Origin of the sequence: Rhodopseudomonas sp. NSM (assembly GCF_052445935.1) — a bacterium.
GTDB lineage: Bacteria > Pseudomonadota > Alphaproteobacteria > Rhizobiales > Xanthobacteraceae > Rhodopseudomonas.
This window is the reverse complement of the sequence record NZ_JBQTCH010000008.1, coordinates 277,811-293,958: the sequence shown is the minus strand read 5'-3', so window position 1 is coordinate 293,958 and position 16,148 is coordinate 277,811. Positions and strand designations below refer to the sequence as shown.

Here is a 16,148-nt window from a genome sequence, read left to right as displayed (position 1 = left end):
GGGGGGGGGGGGGGGCCCCCCCCCCCGTCTCCGCGAGGCCGAGAGGCTCGGCTGCGTCGAGACGCCCCTCACCCGACCGGCTTCGCTGCGCTCCGCCGGTCGACCTCTCCCCGCGCGCGGGGAGAGGTTGCGCTGTGCCTGTGAATTATCGTCCTCCGAACAGCTGATCGAGCTTCGCGCCGGAGGCGAGGTGTTCGGCGTTGAGCTTGTCCCAGCCGCCGAATTCGTCCTCGACGCGATACAGCTTCACCTCGGGGAACTTGTCCTTGAACTTCTCGATCACGGCCTTGTCGTGCACGCGGTTATAGGCCTTGGCGAGGATGGTCTGCCCCTCGGGTGAATACAGATATTCGAGATAGGCGGTCGCCAGCGCGCGGCTGCCGTGCTTGTCGACGTATTTGTCGACCACGCTGACGGGGAATTCGGCCAGCACACTGGTCGGCGGCACCACGACTTGATACTTGTCGGCGCCGGCGAGATCGCGGATCGCGCTGGTCTCGGCCTCGAAGGTGATCAGCACGTCGCCGGTCTGGCGCTCGACAAAGGTGGTGGTCGCGGCGCGGCCGCCGGTGTCGAACACCGGCACATTGGCGAACAGCTTTTTAATAAAAGCGTCGGCCTCCGCCTCGTTGCCGTATTTATGCTTCGCGAAAGCGTAGGCGGCGAGATAGGTGTAGCGCGCATTGCCCGAGGTCTTGGGGTTCGGGAAGATCACCTTGACGTCCGGCTTCACTAGATCGTCCCAGTCCTTGATGCCCTTGGGATTGCCGGCCCGCACCAGGAACGCCGGCAGCGAATAGTAGGGCGATGAATTATTGGGCAGCCGCTTTGCCCAATCGGCGGGGATCAGCTTGCCCTTGTCGTGCAGCACCTGAACGTCGGTGACCTGATTGAAGGTCACCACGTCGGCCTCGAGCCCTTCGAGGATCGAGCGCGCCTGCCGCGACGAGCCGCCATGCGACTGGTTGATGCTGATGTCCTGGCCGGTCTTGGCCTTCCAATGCGGAATGAACGCCGCATTGATCTCGGCATAGAGTTCCCGCGCGATGTCGTAGGACACGTTGAGCAGCGTCGCCGGCGCCGTCTGCGCCTGCGCGGGCATCGCGGTCACGAGTGCGCCGAGGCCGGCGACGAGAGCAAGAGCGAAACGGTTCACGAGAACTCCTTATTGCTGGCCTACGGTATCGGACGTCGTCTCAACGCAACGAGATCGCGCAGCGAACCCGGTCGTCGTCGCCTCGGCGGTCAGGCGTCGATTGTCGTCAGATAGTCGAGCTAACAGCCCGTGTGAAGCGGCCGCGCCCGGATTGCGCGCGACTCGCGGGATCGTCGCGGCAGCCTCAGCCGATCCTCGGAGAATGGTCGTCTCCGGCAAGCTGTCTGGAGGGATGGAAATTCCAGAGAGGTGCGTCGCGGTGCAAAGGATTGGTTTTCTTTCCGCGCGGCTTGTAAGCATTCCAGCTAGAAAATAATTCTTGTGAACCCGAAAGGGGCAACGGAGCGCTCATGCGGTTTCTTCCGGTCTTTCTCGATCTCGCGGCAGGGCCGGTGGTGCTGGTTGGCGCCGGCGAGATGGCGCGTGCCAAGCTGCGGCTGTTGCTGTCGGCCGGCGCGACGATCCGCTGGTATGCGACCGATGGCGATGGCGACCTTGCCGGCATCGGCGAGGCCGACCGCGCGCGTGTGACGCTGGCGACGGGGAAACCCGCCGACGCCGATCTGTCGGGCGCGATCGCGCTGATGTGCGCCGGCGCCGGCGATCTCGCCGCCCCGCTGGCAGCGAAAGCCCGCGCGCTCGGTGTCCCGGTCAATGTGATGGACGAACTGGCGCACTCCACCTTCATCTTCCCGGCGATCGTCGATCGCGGCGACGTCGTGGTCGCGATCGGCACCGGCGGCTCGTCGCCTGTGGTCGCGCGGCGCGTCCGCGAGATGATCGAGAAGCTGCTGCCGGCGCGGATCGGCGATCTCGCCGCGCTGATCGGCCGCTGGCGTTCGCCGATGAAGGCGCGGATTGCGGAATTCCCGCTGCGCCGCCGGTTCTGGGAACGCGTCGTCGACGGCCCGATCGGCAGCGCCGTGCTCGAAGGCCGCGGCGCCGAGGCCGAAGATCAGCTGAAGGCGATCGTCGATCCCTCGGCCTATGCGCGTGGTTCTGTGTCGGCTCATACCGAAGGGCACGTCACGCTGGTCGGCGCCGGGCCCGGAGATCCTGACCTGTTGACCATCAAGGCGCTGCGCGCGCTGCAGGACGCCGACGTGGTGTTCTATGACGAACTGGTCTCGCTCGAAATTCTGGACCGGATCCGCCGCGATGCCGCGCGGGTGCCGGTCGGCCGCCGCATCGGCAAGCCGGGGATCGGCCAGGACGCGATCAATACGCTGCTGATCGAAGCCGCGCAGGCCGGCCAGCGCGCGGTGCGGCTGAAGGGCGGCGATCCGTTCGTGTTCGGCCGCGGCGGCGAGGAAGTCGAGGCGCTGCGCGACGCCGGCATCTCGTATTCGGTTGTGCCCGGCATCAGCGCCGGCTTCGGCGCCGCGGCGCAGTTCGAGGTGCCGCTGACCTATCGTCACGAAGCGCTGCGCATCACTTTCCTCACCGCGCACAAGGCCAGCGATGCCGAGACGGTCGACTGGTCGGCGCTGACCGACGAGAAGATGACGGTGGTGGTCTATATGGGCATGACCGCGGCGCCGACGGTACGCGAAGGCCTGCTGCAAGCCGGCCGTTCGCTGCAGACGCCGGTCGGCGTGTTCGCGCGGGTGACGCGGCCAGACGCCAGCGCTGCGGTCGGCACGCTCGATGAACTGCCGGCGCTGGTCGCTCAGGTCGAGGGCGGACCGGCGATCCTGGTGATCGGCGACGTCGTCGCGCATTCGGCGCCGTGGCGCCAGCAACAACTCCAGCAACTCGTGTCGACCTATCAGGTGGCCGCCGAATGACCTCTCCGCTGCAACAGAAGATCAAGATCACCGGCCCGTCGGTGGTGACCGCGAACCGCACCATCGACGGCGTGGTGATCTATCGCACCGCCGATCGTGGCTGGTCGACCGAACTCGCCGATGCCGCGATCGTGCGCGAGGCGGAGCCTGCGCGCGCGCTGCTGGCCGACGCCGTCGCCGACGATGTCGGCGCGGTCGGCGCCTACATCGCGCCGGTCAGGATCGACGACAGCGGCGACATCATCCCTGGAAATCTGCGCGAGCAGATCCGCAGCAGCGGCGTCACCATCGCGCTGCCCGCCCACGCTTGAGGCTTTTGTTTCATGTATGCCTACGACGAAATTGACCAGACGCTGGTCGACGAACGGGTCGCGGAATTTCGCGATCAGGTGCAGCGCCGGCTCAGCGGCGAACTGACCGAGGACGAGTTCAAGCCGCTGCGGCTGATGAACGGCGTCTATCTGCAGCTCCACGCCTATATGTTCCGCGTCGCGATCCCTTACGGCACGCTGTCGTCGGCTCAGCTGCGCAAGCTCGCGCACGTCGCCCGCAAATACGATCGCGACTACGGCCATTTCACCACCCGGCAGAACATCCAGTTCAACTGGATCGCGCTGAAGGATCTGCCCGACGCGCTCGCCGATCTCGCCGAGGTCGGCATCCACGCGATGCAGACCTCCGGCAACTGCACGCGCAACGTCACTGCCGATCAATGGGCCGGTGTCGCACCGGGCGAGGTCGAGGATCCCCGCGTCTGGGCCGAAATCCTGCGCCAGCACACCGCGCTGCATCCGGAATTCTCGTTCCTGCCGCGCAAGTTCAAATTCGCCATCACCGCGTCGGATCATGACCGCGCGGCGATCAAGGTCCACGATATCGGCCTGAAGCTGATCAGGAACGAGCAGGGCCAGACCGGTTTCGAGGTGCTGGTCGGCGGCGGGCTCGGGCGCTCGCCGTTCATCGGCAAGACCATCAAGCCGTTCGTCCCCGGCCGCGATTTCCTCAGCTATGTCGAGGCGATCCTGCGAGTCTACAATCAGTACGGCCGCCGCGACAACATCTACAAGGCCCGCATCAAGATCCTGGTGCACGAACTCGGCATCGAGAAGTTCGCCGCCGAGGTCGAGCAGGCCTGGCAAGAGATCGCCGAAGGTCCGCTGACGCTCGACGACGCGATGATCGAGGACATCCGCTCGCGCTTCGTCTACCCGGCCTACGAGACACTGCCGGCGATGCCGGATGAACTACGCGCCGCGGCGGGCGACGCCCGCTTCGAGGCGTGGCGCAGGAACTCGGTCGCGCCGCATCGCGAGCCGGGCTACGCCATCGTCACGCTGTCGCTGAAGCCGGTCGGCGGCCCGCCCGGCGACGCCACCGCCGATCAGATGGATGCGATCGCCGATCTCGCCGACAAATACTCGTTCGGCGAAATCCGCGTCGGTCACGAGCAGAACCTGGCGCTGCCGCATGTCGCCGGGCGCGATCTGCCGGCGCTGTGGGCCGCGCTCGACGCGATCGGCGTCGCCACGCCGAACGTCAATCTGGTCAGCGACATCATCGCCTGCCCGGGGCTGGATTATTGCTCGCTGGCGAACGCCCGCTCGATCCCGATCGCACAGGAGCTGACGCGGCGCTTCGCCAATCACGAGACCGCCAATCTGATCGGCCGGCTGCACGTCAATATCTCGGGCTGCATCAATGCCTGCGGTCACCACCATGTCGGCCATATCGGCATTCTCGGCGTCGAGAAGAACGATCAGGAGTTCTATCAGATCACCATCGGCGGCCGCGCCGACGAGGACGCGCGCGTCGGCGATCTGATCGGGCCCGCGGTGCCGTATGCGGAAGTCGCCGACGTGGTCGAGGATGTCGTCGAGGCCTATCTGGCGCTGCGCGAACGGCCCGAGGAACTGTTTGTCGACACCGTCAAGCGGCTCGGCGTGCAGCCTTTCAAGGAGCGCGTCTATGCCACTCGTTAAGAACGGCGCGATCGTCGCCGACGCCTTCGTCAGTGTCGCCGACGATGCCGAATTGCCCGCCGGTGGCGCGGTGCTGATTTCGGCGGCGCGTTTCCTTGCCGACGCCGAGGCGCTGGCGACACGCAACGCGCCGCTGGGGGTGATCTGGCCGAACAATCGCGACGTCGCGGAGCTGAAGCCGTGGCTCGATCGTCTGTCGCTGATCGCGCTGGTGTTTCCCACCTTCAAGGACGGCCGCGCGCACAGCCAGGCGCGGCGGTTGCGCGAGATCTACGGTTTCGGCGGCGAACTGCGCGCCACCGGGCAGGTGCTGCGCGATCAGTTCACCTTCCTGCTGCGCAACGGCTTCGACGCCTTCGCGGTCACCAAGGAAGCCGATGCGCAGGCGTTCGGCGAAGCGACGCACCGCTACACCGAATTCTATCAGCCGACCGGCGACGGCCACCTGAGCGCGCTGCAGCTCCGCCGCAAGCGGCACAAAGCGCCGGCTGGCTAGACGGAATCGCGCGTGCGGCGTCACCTCTCCCCGCGTGCGGGGAGAGGTCGGCCCGGAGGAGCGGAGCGACGCCGGGCCGGGTGAGGGGGCGCCTCTGTGAGTCTGAGCGTTCGAGGTGCTTTTCGACTGTGATGATCGACCACTGGCGCTCGTCTCTGCGGTGACGCCCCCTCATCCCAGCCTTCTCCCCGCGCGCGGGGAGAAGGAGCAGGCCGACAGAGCGGCGACGCATGTTCCTACGCATCAACGGCGGCAGCTTGCATGCTCTTTAGCCTTGCATTGCGACTGAGCTTGCCTTTCTTTCCGCCGCCATGAACCCTGATCATCTCGACCAAGTCGTCGCCGAGATCGCCGACGAGATGGCGCAGCGCGCCGACCGCGGCGAGGTCGCGAGCTACATTCCCGAACTGGCGCGGGTCGATCCGAAGGGCTTCGGCCTGGTCGTGATCGATGCCGACGGCCATGTCGCGGCCGGCGGCGACGCCGACGTGCCGTTCTCGATCCAGAGCATCTCCAAAGTGTTCACGCTGACGCTGGCGCTGGGCTTTGCCGGCGACCGGGTGTGGCGGCGGGTCGGGCGCGAGCCGTCCGGCTCGGCCTTCAACTCGATCGTCCAGCTCGAGCGCGAGCGCGGCATCCCGCGCAATCCCTTCATCAATGCCGGCGCGATCGCGATCACCGATCTGATCCTGTCCGGGCATCAGCCGCGCGAGGCGCTCGGCGAGATCCTGCGCTTCATGCGGTTCCTCGCCGATGATTCCTCGATCGTGATCGACGAGGCCGTCGCCGCATCCGAACAGCGCACCGGGTTTCGCAACGCCGCGCTGGCGAACTACATGAAATCCTTCGGCGTGCTCGACAATCCGGTCGAATACACGCTCGGCGTGTATTTCCACCATTGCGCCATCTCGATGAGCTGCCGCCATCTCGCGATGGCGGGGCGTTTCCTCGCCCATAACGGCCGCAATCCCGCGACCGGTCACAACGTGGTGTCGGCGCAGCGGGCGCGTCGTATCAACGCGCTGATGCTGACCTGCGGCCATTATGACGGCTCCGGCGAATTCGCCTACCGGGTCGGACTGCCGGGTAAAAGCGGGGTCGGGGGAGGGGTGCTGGCGGTCGCGCCCGGCAAGGCCTCGATCGCGGTGTGGTCGCCGGGGCTGGACGTCTCCGGCAATTCCCATCTCGGCCGGATCGCGCTGGAAGAGCTGACCAAGCGGCTCGGCTGGTCGATCTTCGGCGTCTGAGCGGCGGCGCGTCAAACCAGGCAGCGACAGCAGGTCAAAGCAAAGGGCCGAAACGCTTGCACGCCGGCCCTTCGTCAGTTCTGGAAAATCCCGCCCCGCGGCGTCACTGGGACCGGTGTCATTGCGGCTTGGGTGTCTGCTCTTCGAGCATCGCGGCTTCGTGGTACCAGCTCGAGCTGGTCACGACGTTCCGGGATCCCGCCTCAGCGACGTTCGGCTGGCGCCGATCGAGGCTTCCGCGGCCGCCGACAGGGAATTGGTAGATTTTTGCGGACGTCTGATTCAAGCTGCTCACTCTGATCTCCCTCTCTCCTTCGCTTGCACTCGGTCGTGCGATCGTTTGCTTCGGTCTGTAGATATCGGCTGCGCCCAGGCGTGGTGCAATATGCTCAAGGAAATATCATCGATTGCCACTTATGTAGGCAAAACGTGACGTGCCCGCCCGGTGGTCATGATCGAGCAACGCCGCAGTGCGAGCTTCGTTGCTCGCGGCCGGTCAATGTCCGTGACGAAAATCCTGCGCCCGATCGGTTAATTTAGTTTGGCGCGGCCATTTCGATGAAAATTCGAGCCCGGCGAGTTGATTTCTGGCCGCGCAGCCTCGCGAACGATGCGTTTCTGCGTCATCGACATGAAGCCGGGAGCGGTCGATCCCGCGGTGCAAAAATCTGGCATAACAAATGCTTCATACTGCCCGGACATCGGCCGCCGGGATGTGCGGTTCCAAGTCCGCTTCGGGTCCACAACCCTTTGCAGATCAACAGAGAGAACCGCATGACAAAGTACAAGCTCGAGTACATCTGGCTCGACGGCTACACGCCGGTGCCGAACCTGCGTGGCAAGACGCAGGTGAAGGAATTCGAAATTTATCCGACGCTCGAGCAACTGCCGCTGTGGGGCTTCGATGGCTCCTCCACCATGCAGGCCGAGGGCCGCAGCTCGGATTGCGTGCTGAAGCCGGTCGCGATGTTCCACGACGCCACCCGCAAGAACGGCATTCTGGTGATGTGCGAAGTGATGATGCCCGACGGCGTCACCCCGCACGCCAGCAACACCCGCGCCACCATTCTGGACGATGAAGGCGCCTGGTTCGGCTTCGAGCAGGAATACTTCTTCTACAAGGACGGCCGCCCGCTCGGCTTCCCGGAAGCCGGCTACCCGGCGCCGCAGGGCCCGTACTACACCGGCGTCGGCTTCAAGAATGTCGGCAGCGTCGCGCGCAAGATCGTCGAGGAGCATCTCGACCTCTGCCTCGCCGCCGGCATCAATCACGAAGGCATCAACGCCGAAGTGGCGAAGGGCCAGTGGGAATTCCAGGTCTTCGGCAAGGGTTCGAAGACCGCCGCCGACCAGATGTGGATGGCGCGCTACCTGATGCTGCGGCTGTGCGAAAGCTACGGCATCGACATCGAATGGCACTGCAAGCCGCTCGGCGACACCGACTGGAACGGCTCGGGCATGCACGCCAACTTCTCGACCAAGTTCATGCGTGAAGTTGGCGGCAAGGACTATTTCGAAGCGCTGATGAAGCAGTTCGAGACCAATTTGCACGACCACATCGCGGTGTACGGTCCGGACAACCACATGCGCCTGACCGGCAAGCACGAGACCGCGCCGTGGAACAAGTTCTCCTACGGTGTGGCCGATCGCGGCGCCTCGATCCGCGTGCCGCATTCCTTCGTCAACAACGGTTACAAGGGTTATCTGGAAGACCGCCGCCCGAACTCCATGGGCGACCCCTACCAGATCGCCTCGCAGATCCTGAAGACGATCTCGGAAGTCCCCGCCTCGAAGTCCGCGGCCGCCGCCTGAGCCTCCACGGCGACTGCAAACACGGCCCGGACGCAAGTCCGGGCCGTTGTCGTTTGGGGGACAGCGCGACGCTGTCCTGAACCTCTCCCCGCGCGCGGGGAGAGGTCGGGTCGCATCGCCAGATGCGATCCGGGTGAGGGGGCGTCTCGACACGGTCGAGCGTCCGCGACTCGCCGCCACCCCTCACTCCAACCCTCTCCCCGCAAGAGCGGCGCGAGGGAGCTCGCTGCTGTCGCGGCGAGGTTCGTGGTTTTCGCACCGGAGCAGTCTTCACCTTTCAGCCACTCTTGATGTGCAACAACGGAGCTGCGCGCCGCGGCCGGTGACGGGCCGGCCACGCCGATGCGCGCATGGGGATTGCTGGATGTTGCGTGGGGTGATGGCCGTTGTCGGCCTGCTGCTGCTGGCCGGGTGCGCCGGCGAGGTCAGTCCGACCGTCGAGGCGCCGTCGATGTACGCCAGCATGGCGCGCGAGGGTGCCAGGGTCGATGCCGTCGCCGCCGCGACGATGATTTCGCTGTACCGCCAGAACAACGGGCTCGGCCCGGTTGTGGTCGATCCGGCGCTCTCGCGGCTGGCCGAGGAGCAGTCGGCCACGATGGCGAGGCGCAATAAGCTCGACCATGATGCCAAGGCGCCGCTGGCGCAGCGGCTGAACGCTTCGGCCTATCCGGCGTCGGTCGCGGTCGAGAACGTCTCGGCCGGCTATCACACGCTCGCGGAGGCGTTCTCCGGCTGGCGCGATTCGCCGCCGCATCGCGCCAACATGTTGAAGAGCGGCGTCACCAAACTCGGCATCGCCGCGAGCTACGCGCCGAACACCAAATACAAGGTGTTCTGGACGCTGATTCTGGCCTCGACCGAACCGCCGCGATAAAGCGGGCGTGATCGGGATTGACCGGCCGCGTGATTGACGCGGCGGCTTCGGGACGCCACGGTGCCCGGCGTTCTTCACCCGGCGCCCCGATGCTGATGCACTCCCCTCCCGATCATCACAAGTCCTCCCTCGGCGATGCGCGGCGCGTACTGGTGCTGCAGGGCGGCGGCGCGCTCGGTTCGTATCAGGCCGGCGCCTATCAGGCGCTGTGTCACCACGATTTCGAGCCGCAATGGCTCGCCGGCATCTCGATCGGCGCCATCAACGCCGCGATCATCGCCGGCAATCCGCGCGAACAGCGCGTCGACAAGCTCAAGCAGTTCTGGGAGATGGCGTCGTCGCCGGTGCCGTGGCAGCCGATGCTACACACCGACCACGCGCATTCGCTGTTCAACGAAGCCAGCGCCGCGGTGATCGCGGCGTTCGGCGTGCCGGGCTTCTTCACGCCGCGATTTCCGCCGTCACATCTGATGCCGACGGCGGACCCGGAACGGCTCAGCTATTACGACACCACGCCGCTGCGCGGCACGCTGGAGCGGCTGGTCGATTTCGACCGGATCAACACGAATGGCATCCGGCTCAGCGTCGGTGCGGTCAATGTCGTCACCGGCAATTTCGAGTATTTCGACAACACCAAACAGAGGATCGGCCCCGAGCACATCATGGCATCGGCGGCGCTGCCGCCGGGCTTCCCCGCGATCGAGATCGACGGCCATTATTACTGGGACGGCGGCGTCGCCTCGAACACGCCGCTCGACTACGTGCTCGAATCCGAACAGCGCGAGAGCCTGCTGATCTTCCAGGTCGACCTGTTCAGCGCCCGCGGCCGGCTGCCGCAGACGCTGCTGGAGGCCGCCGAGCGCGAGAAGGACATCCGCTATTCCAGCCGGACCCGGATGAACACCGACAAGAACAAGCAGATCCACAATATCCGCAAGGCGCTCCGCCATCTGATGGGGCGGCTGCCGGACGAGTTGCGCGACGATCCGGGCTACGCGATCCTGCACGAGGCGGCGAAGGAGAACGCGGTTACGTTGGTGCACCTGATTTACCGCAAGCGAGACCACGAGGCGTCGTCGAAGGACTATGATTTCTCGCGGCTCAACATGATCGAGCACTGGAAATCCGGCGAGCAGGATGTCTATGTCTCGATGCGTCACCGGGAGTGGCAGAGCGGGCCGCAGGACGGCGAGACCATGGTGACCTGGGACCTCACCCGGGATGCGTTCAAATAGCGGCAGCCCTTGCCGCAGGTTTGCCACACGATTCAACAGGAGCAAATGATGGCTAATCTCACCGGCAAAACCGCGGTCGTCACCGGCTCGACCTCGGGCATTGGCCTCGCTTATGCCCGCGCCTTCGCCAAGGCCGGCGCCAATGTGGTGATCAACGGCATGGGCGAGGCGGATGCGATCGAGAAGGAGCGCAAGGCGATCGAGACCGACTTCGCCGTCAAGGCGGTGTATTCGCCGGCCGACATGCTGAAGCCCGCCGAGATCGCCGAGATGGTCGCGCTCGGCGAGAAGAGCTTCGGTTCGGTCGACATTCTGGTCAACAATGCCGGCATCCAGTTCGTCTCGCCGATCGAGGATTTCCCGATCGAGAAATGGGACGCGATCATCGGCATCAATCTGTCGTCCGCCTTCCACGGCATCCGCGCCGCGATCCCCGGCATGAAGAAGCGCGGCTGGGGCCGCATCATCAACACCGCCTCGGCGCATTCGCTGGTCGCCTCGCCGTTCAAGTCGGCTTATGTCGCCGCGAAGCACGGCATCGCCGGTCTCACCAAGACCGCCGCGCTCGAACTCGCGACCCACAAGATCACCTGCAACTGCATTTCGCCGGGCTACGTCTGGACTCCGCTGGTGGAAAAGCAGATCCCCGACACCATGAAGGCGCGCGGTCTCACCAAGGAGCAGGTGATCAACGACGTGTTGCTGCAGGCGCAGCCGACCAAGCAGTTCGTCACCTCCGAGCAGGTCGCGGCATTGGCGGTCTATCTCTGCAGCGACGACGCCAGCCAGATCACCGGCGCCAATCTGTCGATGGACGGCGGCTGGACCGCGGCGTAAGCCGAACAGATCGCGATGAACGTGTGCGAGGGGGCACACGCGCACAACTCGACAAGACGTCATCCTCCGCGAAAGCGGAGGATCCAGTATCCCAGAGCATCGCCTCTCTGGGATACTGGATCGCTCGGCCGAGCCGGGCGACGACGAGTGATAAGCGCGCGCCCGCGCTAGTTCTTCGACCTTTGCACGGCTCTTTCCAGAGCCATCCGGATGAAGCGTTGATACGGCACGCCGGCCGTCTTGGCCTCCTTGCGGACCGCCGAGAGTAATTGTTCTGGCAGCCGCAGGTTGACCGACTTGTTCTTCGGCTTCATCTCGAACTGCATCGTCACCAGTCCTGACAGATCGTAGTCGGTCAGATCGGCGTTTGCGACGAAAGCCTCGGCCTCTTCGTCACTTTCCAGCTTTGGCAGCTTCTTCTTCATAATGCGCGACCTCTTTGCGGTGCATGTAACGCGCGCTGATGGGTCTGATAAGCGTTCCATCGCCCGGGTGCCTGAGCGTGAAGATCAGAAAGATCATCCGCTCCGCTTCAGATCGGCCGATCGCCTTGAAACGTTCTTCGGCATCGGAGTGGACAGGGTCGGGAAACACGGCGACGGGCCCGCGAAAGGTGCTCTCGATTTCAGCCCGGGTCACGCCGTGCTTTTCGCACTTCGCGCGATTGCCCTGGTCCCAGTCAAAGCCGGCAACGTCCATGGAACGCCTCCGGGTTTGTGTAGCCGTTTGTATAGGCAAATGTCAACGTGCTGGAGGGATCAAGCTCCCCCTCAGCCTCTCTTCCCGAACGCCAGCACATGCAGGCCGAGGCGTTTGCGGACGATCCAGAACAGCAGCACGGTCTCGAAGGTGAGCGCGACCGAGGTCGCGGCGGCGGCGCCGTAGCCGCCGAAGCGCGGCACCAGCACGAGGCACAGAACGAGGTTGACCGCGAACGCCAGCGCATAGGCCAGCGCGCACATATTCTGGTGGCCGAGCATGTTCAGCAATCGCTCGACCGGGCCGATCGCGGCGCGGACCATCAGGCCGATCGCGGCGACGAACATGATGCCGTAGCCTTGCGTGAATTGCGGGCCGAACAGCCACAGCAACGGCTTGCCGAGCGCGAGCAGCATCAGGGTCGCCGCCAGCGACGGCCAGAACGTCCAGGCGATGGCGTGCTTCACATAGGCCGCGAGCCGGTCCTTGTCGCCGGCGGCGTGATATTCGGTGAAGCGGTGCGCGGTGGTCGCCGACATCGCGTAGTGGATGAACGACACCAGCGCCAGCGTCTTCACCACCGCGTAGTACACGCCGACTTCTTCCGCCGAGCGAAATTGCTGCAGCACCAGCACATCCGTATAGGACAGCAGCAGATAGAAGCTCTCGACCAGCAGGATCGGCAGCGAGGTCGCGAGCCAGCCGCGGACATCGTAGGCGCGGGGACCGCTCGCGACATGGCCGGCGAGTCGCCGGTTCAGCGCGATCATCTGCCCAATCATCGCCAGCCACACCGCAGCGCAGCTCGCCGCCATCGCGGCGACCGCGCCGAGCTGGAAGCCCAGCACGAACAGGCCGGCGGTGAAGCCGATGATCAGCGCCTGGCGAATGATGAATTGCGGCATCAGGCCGAGCTTCATCCAGTCGTGCGAGCGGGCGATGCCGTCCTGGGTGTTGGCGACCACGAAGGCCGGCAGCGTCAGGCAGCCGAGATACAGCGGCAGCACGGTCGCCGGGTCGATCGACGCCGACAGCGCCCACACCAGCGCAGCCAGCAGCAGCGACACCAGGCTCGAGGCGGCGAGCGTTCCCCAGCGGCTGCCGGACAGGAAGCCGCGCAGCCGGTCGAGGTCGCCGCTGGCGCGATATTCTGGAATGATCTTCTGCGCCGACGCGGAGATGCCGAAGTCGAGCATCGAGCCGAGCAGCAGCACCCAGGTCCAGACATAGACGTAGACGCCATAGTCTGAGGTGCCCATCCAGCGCGCCAGCAGGATTTGCGCGCCATAGGCCATCGCGGCGCTGACGACGCGGATGAGGAAGATGGTGCCGGCAAGGCGATTGGTCAGCGAGCGTTCGTTCGAGCTGCCGAACAGGGCAGCGAGCCGAACTTTCAGCCCGGCGAGCGGCGATGTTGCCGGTGGATCATCCATGACAGCCAAAGCGCCCCCGAATGGTCGGGCCGCGGGCGGCCACGGTAGCCTGATCCCTTTAGCAACCAGATGTTAAGATTGGGTTGGGCGGCTCGGCAGCCGCGAACGTGAATAATTCGCAAAAATCCTCTGGCCGGCAGTGTAGGCTGGAACAGGGAACCGGCCCTTCCGTTGGTGGGCAACGGACACTCGACGTTGCGCCTCTTGTCGTCATCAATCACCCAACGCGCAAGGCAGGATATTACCGATGCCCAAGCTTACTCTGAAGACGGTCGGGCTATTCGCGGCGGCAGGTCTGGCTGCGATCATCGTCGCCGCTGTGGTGAACGCGATCATGCACAAGACGTTCGGCTTCTCGCCGAATGCGGTCCGCGAAGGTGCGCTCAATGTCGCGAGTCTCGTCGTCGCGTTTCTGCTGGTCGCAGGGATCGGCCGTCGGCAGAAGGACGAGCGCTGAGTGATTGATTGCGTCCGGATCATCAGAGTCGTGTCCGTCATTTCACGGACAATTTTCGCTGTTGGTTCTGCGTGAGTAGTACATTGGTAGGTCGATCTGAGGAAATATGCCGCGATCGGATAGATCGCGCAGTCGTCGAGCGAACTAACTCTTAAGGGCCTGGCTCGTATTTGTTCGAGGCCGGAACGTTGCGTGCCCGGTCTGATGGTTTGCAGCCGGATAGTGCCCGTGAAACAGATCGCCTCGCCGACCAATGTCGAAGTCTTCTTCGACGCCGACGATATCATCGTCTCCAAGACCGACCTCAAAGGCCGCATCACCTACGCCAACAAGGTGTTCACCGACATCTGCGGCTACAGCGAAGCCGAACTGATCGGCCAGCCCCATTCGATCGTTCGTCATCCCGACATGCCGCGCTGCGTGTTCAAGCTGTTGTGGGATACGCTGGCGGACGGCCGCGAGATCTTCGCCTATGTCAAGAACATGACGCGCAGCGGCGAATTCTATTGGGTATTCGCCCACGTCACGCCGTCGTTCGACGCGGCCAAACAGGTCGTCGGTTATCACTCCAATCGCCGCGTGCCGGATCGCCGTGTCGTCTCGGCGCTGGAGCCGGTCTATGCCGAGCTGCGCGCGGTCGAATCGCGGCACCGCAACGGCAAGGATGGACTCGCCGCCGGCACGCAGCATCTGCTCGATTTCGTCAAAGCGAAGAATGTCCCCTATGATCAGCTCGTCTTCTCTCTCTAACGCGGCCGTCTGTCTCGGCGGCATCGTCGTCTCCGCCCTGACGGCGGCGGCCGGCTTGCTGATCGGCGTGCCGGTGCTGCTGCCGATCGGCCTCGCCGCGACGCTGGCGTTCGCCGCATTGCTCGGCCTGATGCTGCTGCGGCTCGACCGGACCTTGGCGAATCTGGCTGTGGTCTGTCGGCGCATCGCCGACGGCGATTTCGAGGCGCGGGTCATCGGCAGCCGCGAGGGCGGCCGGATCGGGGCGCTGCATCACGTCTTCAACGACATGATAGACCGCTGCGACGCCTTCGTGCGCGAGGCGAGTGCGGCGATGGGCGCGATTCGTGACGACAAATACTATCGTCACATCCTGCCGGCGGGGTTGCGCGGCTCGCTGCTGATCGCGAGCCGGACGATCAACGACGCCATGCAGGCGATCGAGACGCGGGTCGCGGCCTTCAACGCCAACACCGCCGAATTCGAAGGCACGATCGGTGCGGTGATCGACACGGTGTCGTCGGCGTCGAACAACATGGGCTCGACCGCGGGCAGCCTCAATCTCGGCGTCGCTGCGACGCGCGAGCGCACGCTGGCGGTGTCGGCCGCTTCGGAACAGGCCTCGACCAATATGGAGACGGTCGCGGCGGCGACCACGGAGCTCACCGCGTCGGCCAACGAAATCCTCGGCAGCGTCAATCGCTCGGCCATGATCGCCAAGACGGCGGTCGGCGCCTCGGATCATGCGCGCGAGACGGTCGGCAGCCTGTCGACCGCGACCGAGCGGATCGGCACCATCGTTCAACTGATCGAGGAGATCGCCTCGCAGACCAATCTGCTGGCGCTGAACGCCACGATCGAGGCCGCGCGCGCCGGCGAAGCGGGCAGGGGCTTCTCGGTGGTGGCGCAGGAGGTCAAATCGCTGGCCGCGCAGACCGCCAAGGCGACCCACGACATCTCCGTCAGTATCGCCGAAGTGCAGGAGACCACCCGCGCCGCCGTCGACGCCATCTCGGGCATCGGCCAGAGCATCGGCGAGGTCGACGCCATCACCCGTCAGGTGGCGGTGGCGGTCGAGGCGCAGACCGCTGCGACCGGCGAGGTCGCGCGCAACATCGAGCAGGCCTTCGCCGGCATCCGCGACATCTCGTTCAACATTCAGAGCGTGAGCGTCAACGTCGCCGAAACCGAGCAGCACGCCGGAACCACATTGACCGCGTCGGGCTCGCTGGCGCAGCAGGCGACGACGCTCGGCGACGCGGTGCGCGACTTCCTGCGCTCGCTGCGGCGGGACGAAACGTCGCGCCGCGCCGCGTGAGTTTCGCCTCCCCGAGCTGATAGCTGCGCGCCGCACGCGCTGGACGAAGCCAGAGGGGTCTGCACCTTACCAGGATTTCATCAAGA

General features: G+C 65.1%; 17 protein-coding genes. 12 read left to right on the top strand and 5 right to left on the bottom strand.

Annotation, left to right across the window (positions count from 1 at the left end):
• Positions 1–145 precede the first annotated feature (145 nt).
• On the bottom strand, positions 146–1,156 hold the full coding sequence (gene cysP, locus ACTZWT_RS20515; RefSeq protein ID WP_444771520.1) for a thiosulfate ABC transporter substrate-binding protein CysP: 1,011 nt from the start codon (positions 1,154–1,156) through the stop codon (positions 146–148).
• Positions 1,157–1,506: 350 nt separating this feature from the next.
• Between cysP and cysG the strand changes: the two genes are divergently transcribed.
• From cysG to ACTZWT_RS20490, 5 genes are all read left to right on the top strand, one after another.
• On the top strand, positions 1,507–2,943 hold the full coding sequence (gene cysG / locus ACTZWT_RS20510; RefSeq protein WP_444771519.1) for a siroheme synthase CysG: 1,437 nt from the start codon (positions 1,507–1,509) through the stop codon (positions 2,941–2,943).
• Positions 2,940–3,254 (top strand): DUF2849 domain-containing protein, encoded by a 315-nt coding sequence (locus ACTZWT_RS20505; protein ID WP_444771518.1) that lies wholly within the window; start codon positions 2,940–2,942, stop codon positions 3,252–3,254. The genes cysG and ACTZWT_RS20505 overlap by 4 nt, the downstream gene beginning before the upstream one ends.
• Before the next feature lie 12 nt (positions 3,255–3,266).
• On the top strand, positions 3,267–4,922 hold the full coding sequence (locus tag ACTZWT_RS20500) for a nitrite/sulfite reductase (protein WP_444771517.1): 1,656 nt from the start codon (positions 3,267–3,269) through the stop codon (positions 4,920–4,922).
• Positions 4,909–5,418 carry a DUF934 domain-containing protein gene (locus tag ACTZWT_RS20495; RefSeq protein WP_444771516.1) on the top strand — a complete coding sequence of 170 codons (510 nt, stop codon included), beginning with the start codon at positions 4,909–4,911 and terminating at the stop codon, positions 5,416–5,418. Before ACTZWT_RS20500 ends, ACTZWT_RS20495 begins: the two co-directional genes overlap by 14 nt.
• Before the next feature lie 311 nt (positions 5,419–5,729).
• Positions 5,730–6,665, top strand: coding sequence for a glutaminase (locus tag ACTZWT_RS20490; protein ID WP_444771515.1), 936 nt, complete (start codon positions 5,730–5,732; stop codon positions 6,663–6,665).
• Between the two features lie 118 nt (positions 6,666–6,783).
• Here the strand turns inward: ACTZWT_RS20490 and ACTZWT_RS20485 are convergent, their stop codons facing one another.
• Positions 6,784–6,960 (bottom strand): DUF2735 domain-containing protein, encoded by a 177-nt coding sequence (locus ACTZWT_RS20485; RefSeq protein ID WP_444771514.1) that lies wholly within the window; start codon positions 6,958–6,960, stop codon positions 6,784–6,786.
• 479 nt (positions 6,961–7,439) lie between these two features.
• Here ACTZWT_RS20485 and ACTZWT_RS20480 point away from each other — a divergent pair, with 479 nt between their 5' ends.
• From ACTZWT_RS20480 to ACTZWT_RS20465, 4 genes are all read left to right on the top strand, one after another.
• On the top strand, positions 7,440–8,477 hold the full coding sequence (locus tag ACTZWT_RS20480) for a glutamine synthetase beta-grasp domain-containing protein (RefSeq protein ID WP_444771513.1): 1,038 nt from the start codon (positions 7,440–7,442) through the stop codon (positions 8,475–8,477).
• 364 nt (positions 8,478–8,841) lie between these two features.
• Entirely contained in the window at positions 8,842–9,354 is a 513-nt protein-coding gene (locus ACTZWT_RS20475) for a CAP domain-containing protein (protein ID WP_444771512.1), read from the top strand.
• An 89-nt stretch (positions 9,355–9,443) separates the two neighbouring features.
• The gene (locus ACTZWT_RS20470; protein ID WP_444771511.1) at positions 9,444–10,589 is read left to right on the top strand and encodes a patatin-like phospholipase family protein; all 1,146 of its coding nucleotides are present in this window, start codon (positions 9,444–9,446) and stop codon (positions 10,587–10,589) included.
• Positions 10,590–10,637: 48 nt separating this feature from the next.
• Complete coding sequence (locus tag ACTZWT_RS20465) at positions 10,638–11,426, top strand: 3-hydroxybutyrate dehydrogenase (protein WP_444771510.1); 789 nt, start codon at positions 10,638–10,640, stop codon at positions 11,424–11,426.
• A 167-nt stretch (positions 11,427–11,593) separates the two neighbouring features.
• Here the strand turns inward: ACTZWT_RS20465 and ACTZWT_RS20460 are convergent, their stop codons facing one another.
• The 3 genes from ACTZWT_RS20460 to ACTZWT_RS20450 all read right to left on the bottom strand — a co-directional run bounded on the left by ACTZWT_RS20460 (position 11,594) and on the right by ACTZWT_RS20450 (position 13,558).
• On the bottom strand, positions 11,594–11,851 hold the full coding sequence (locus tag ACTZWT_RS20460) for a BrnA antitoxin family protein (protein WP_444771509.1): 258 nt from the start codon (positions 11,849–11,851) through the stop codon (positions 11,594–11,596).
• Positions 11,820–12,125 carry a BrnT family toxin gene (locus ACTZWT_RS20455; protein ID WP_444771508.1) on the bottom strand — a complete coding sequence of 102 codons (306 nt, stop codon included), beginning with the start codon at positions 12,123–12,125 and terminating at the stop codon, positions 11,820–11,822. Before ACTZWT_RS20455 ends, ACTZWT_RS20460 begins: the two co-directional genes overlap by 32 nt.
• Before the next feature lie 71 nt (positions 12,126–12,196).
• A complete protein-coding gene (locus ACTZWT_RS20450) occupies positions 12,197–13,558 on the bottom strand; it encodes a lipopolysaccharide biosynthesis protein (RefSeq protein WP_444771507.1) in 1,362 nt (453 codons plus the stop codon).
• Between the two features lie 247 nt (positions 13,559–13,805).
• On the opposite strand from ACTZWT_RS20450, the gene ACTZWT_RS20445 reads away from it, so the two are divergent.
• From ACTZWT_RS20445 to ACTZWT_RS20435, 3 genes are all read left to right on the top strand, one after another.
• On the top strand, positions 13,806–14,015 hold the full coding sequence (locus ACTZWT_RS20445; RefSeq protein WP_444771506.1) for a hypothetical protein: 210 nt from the start codon (positions 13,806–13,808) through the stop codon (positions 14,013–14,015).
• Between the two features lie 204 nt (positions 14,016–14,219).
• Complete coding sequence (locus tag ACTZWT_RS20440) at positions 14,220–14,765, top strand: PAS domain-containing protein (RefSeq protein ID WP_444771531.1); 546 nt, start codon at positions 14,220–14,222, stop codon at positions 14,763–14,765.
• Positions 14,740–16,062 (top strand): methyl-accepting chemotaxis protein, encoded by a 1,323-nt coding sequence (locus ACTZWT_RS20435; RefSeq protein WP_444771505.1) that lies wholly within the window; start codon positions 14,740–14,742, stop codon positions 16,060–16,062. The genes ACTZWT_RS20440 and ACTZWT_RS20435 overlap by 26 nt, the downstream gene beginning before the upstream one ends.
• Positions 16,063–16,148 lie beyond the last annotated feature (86 nt).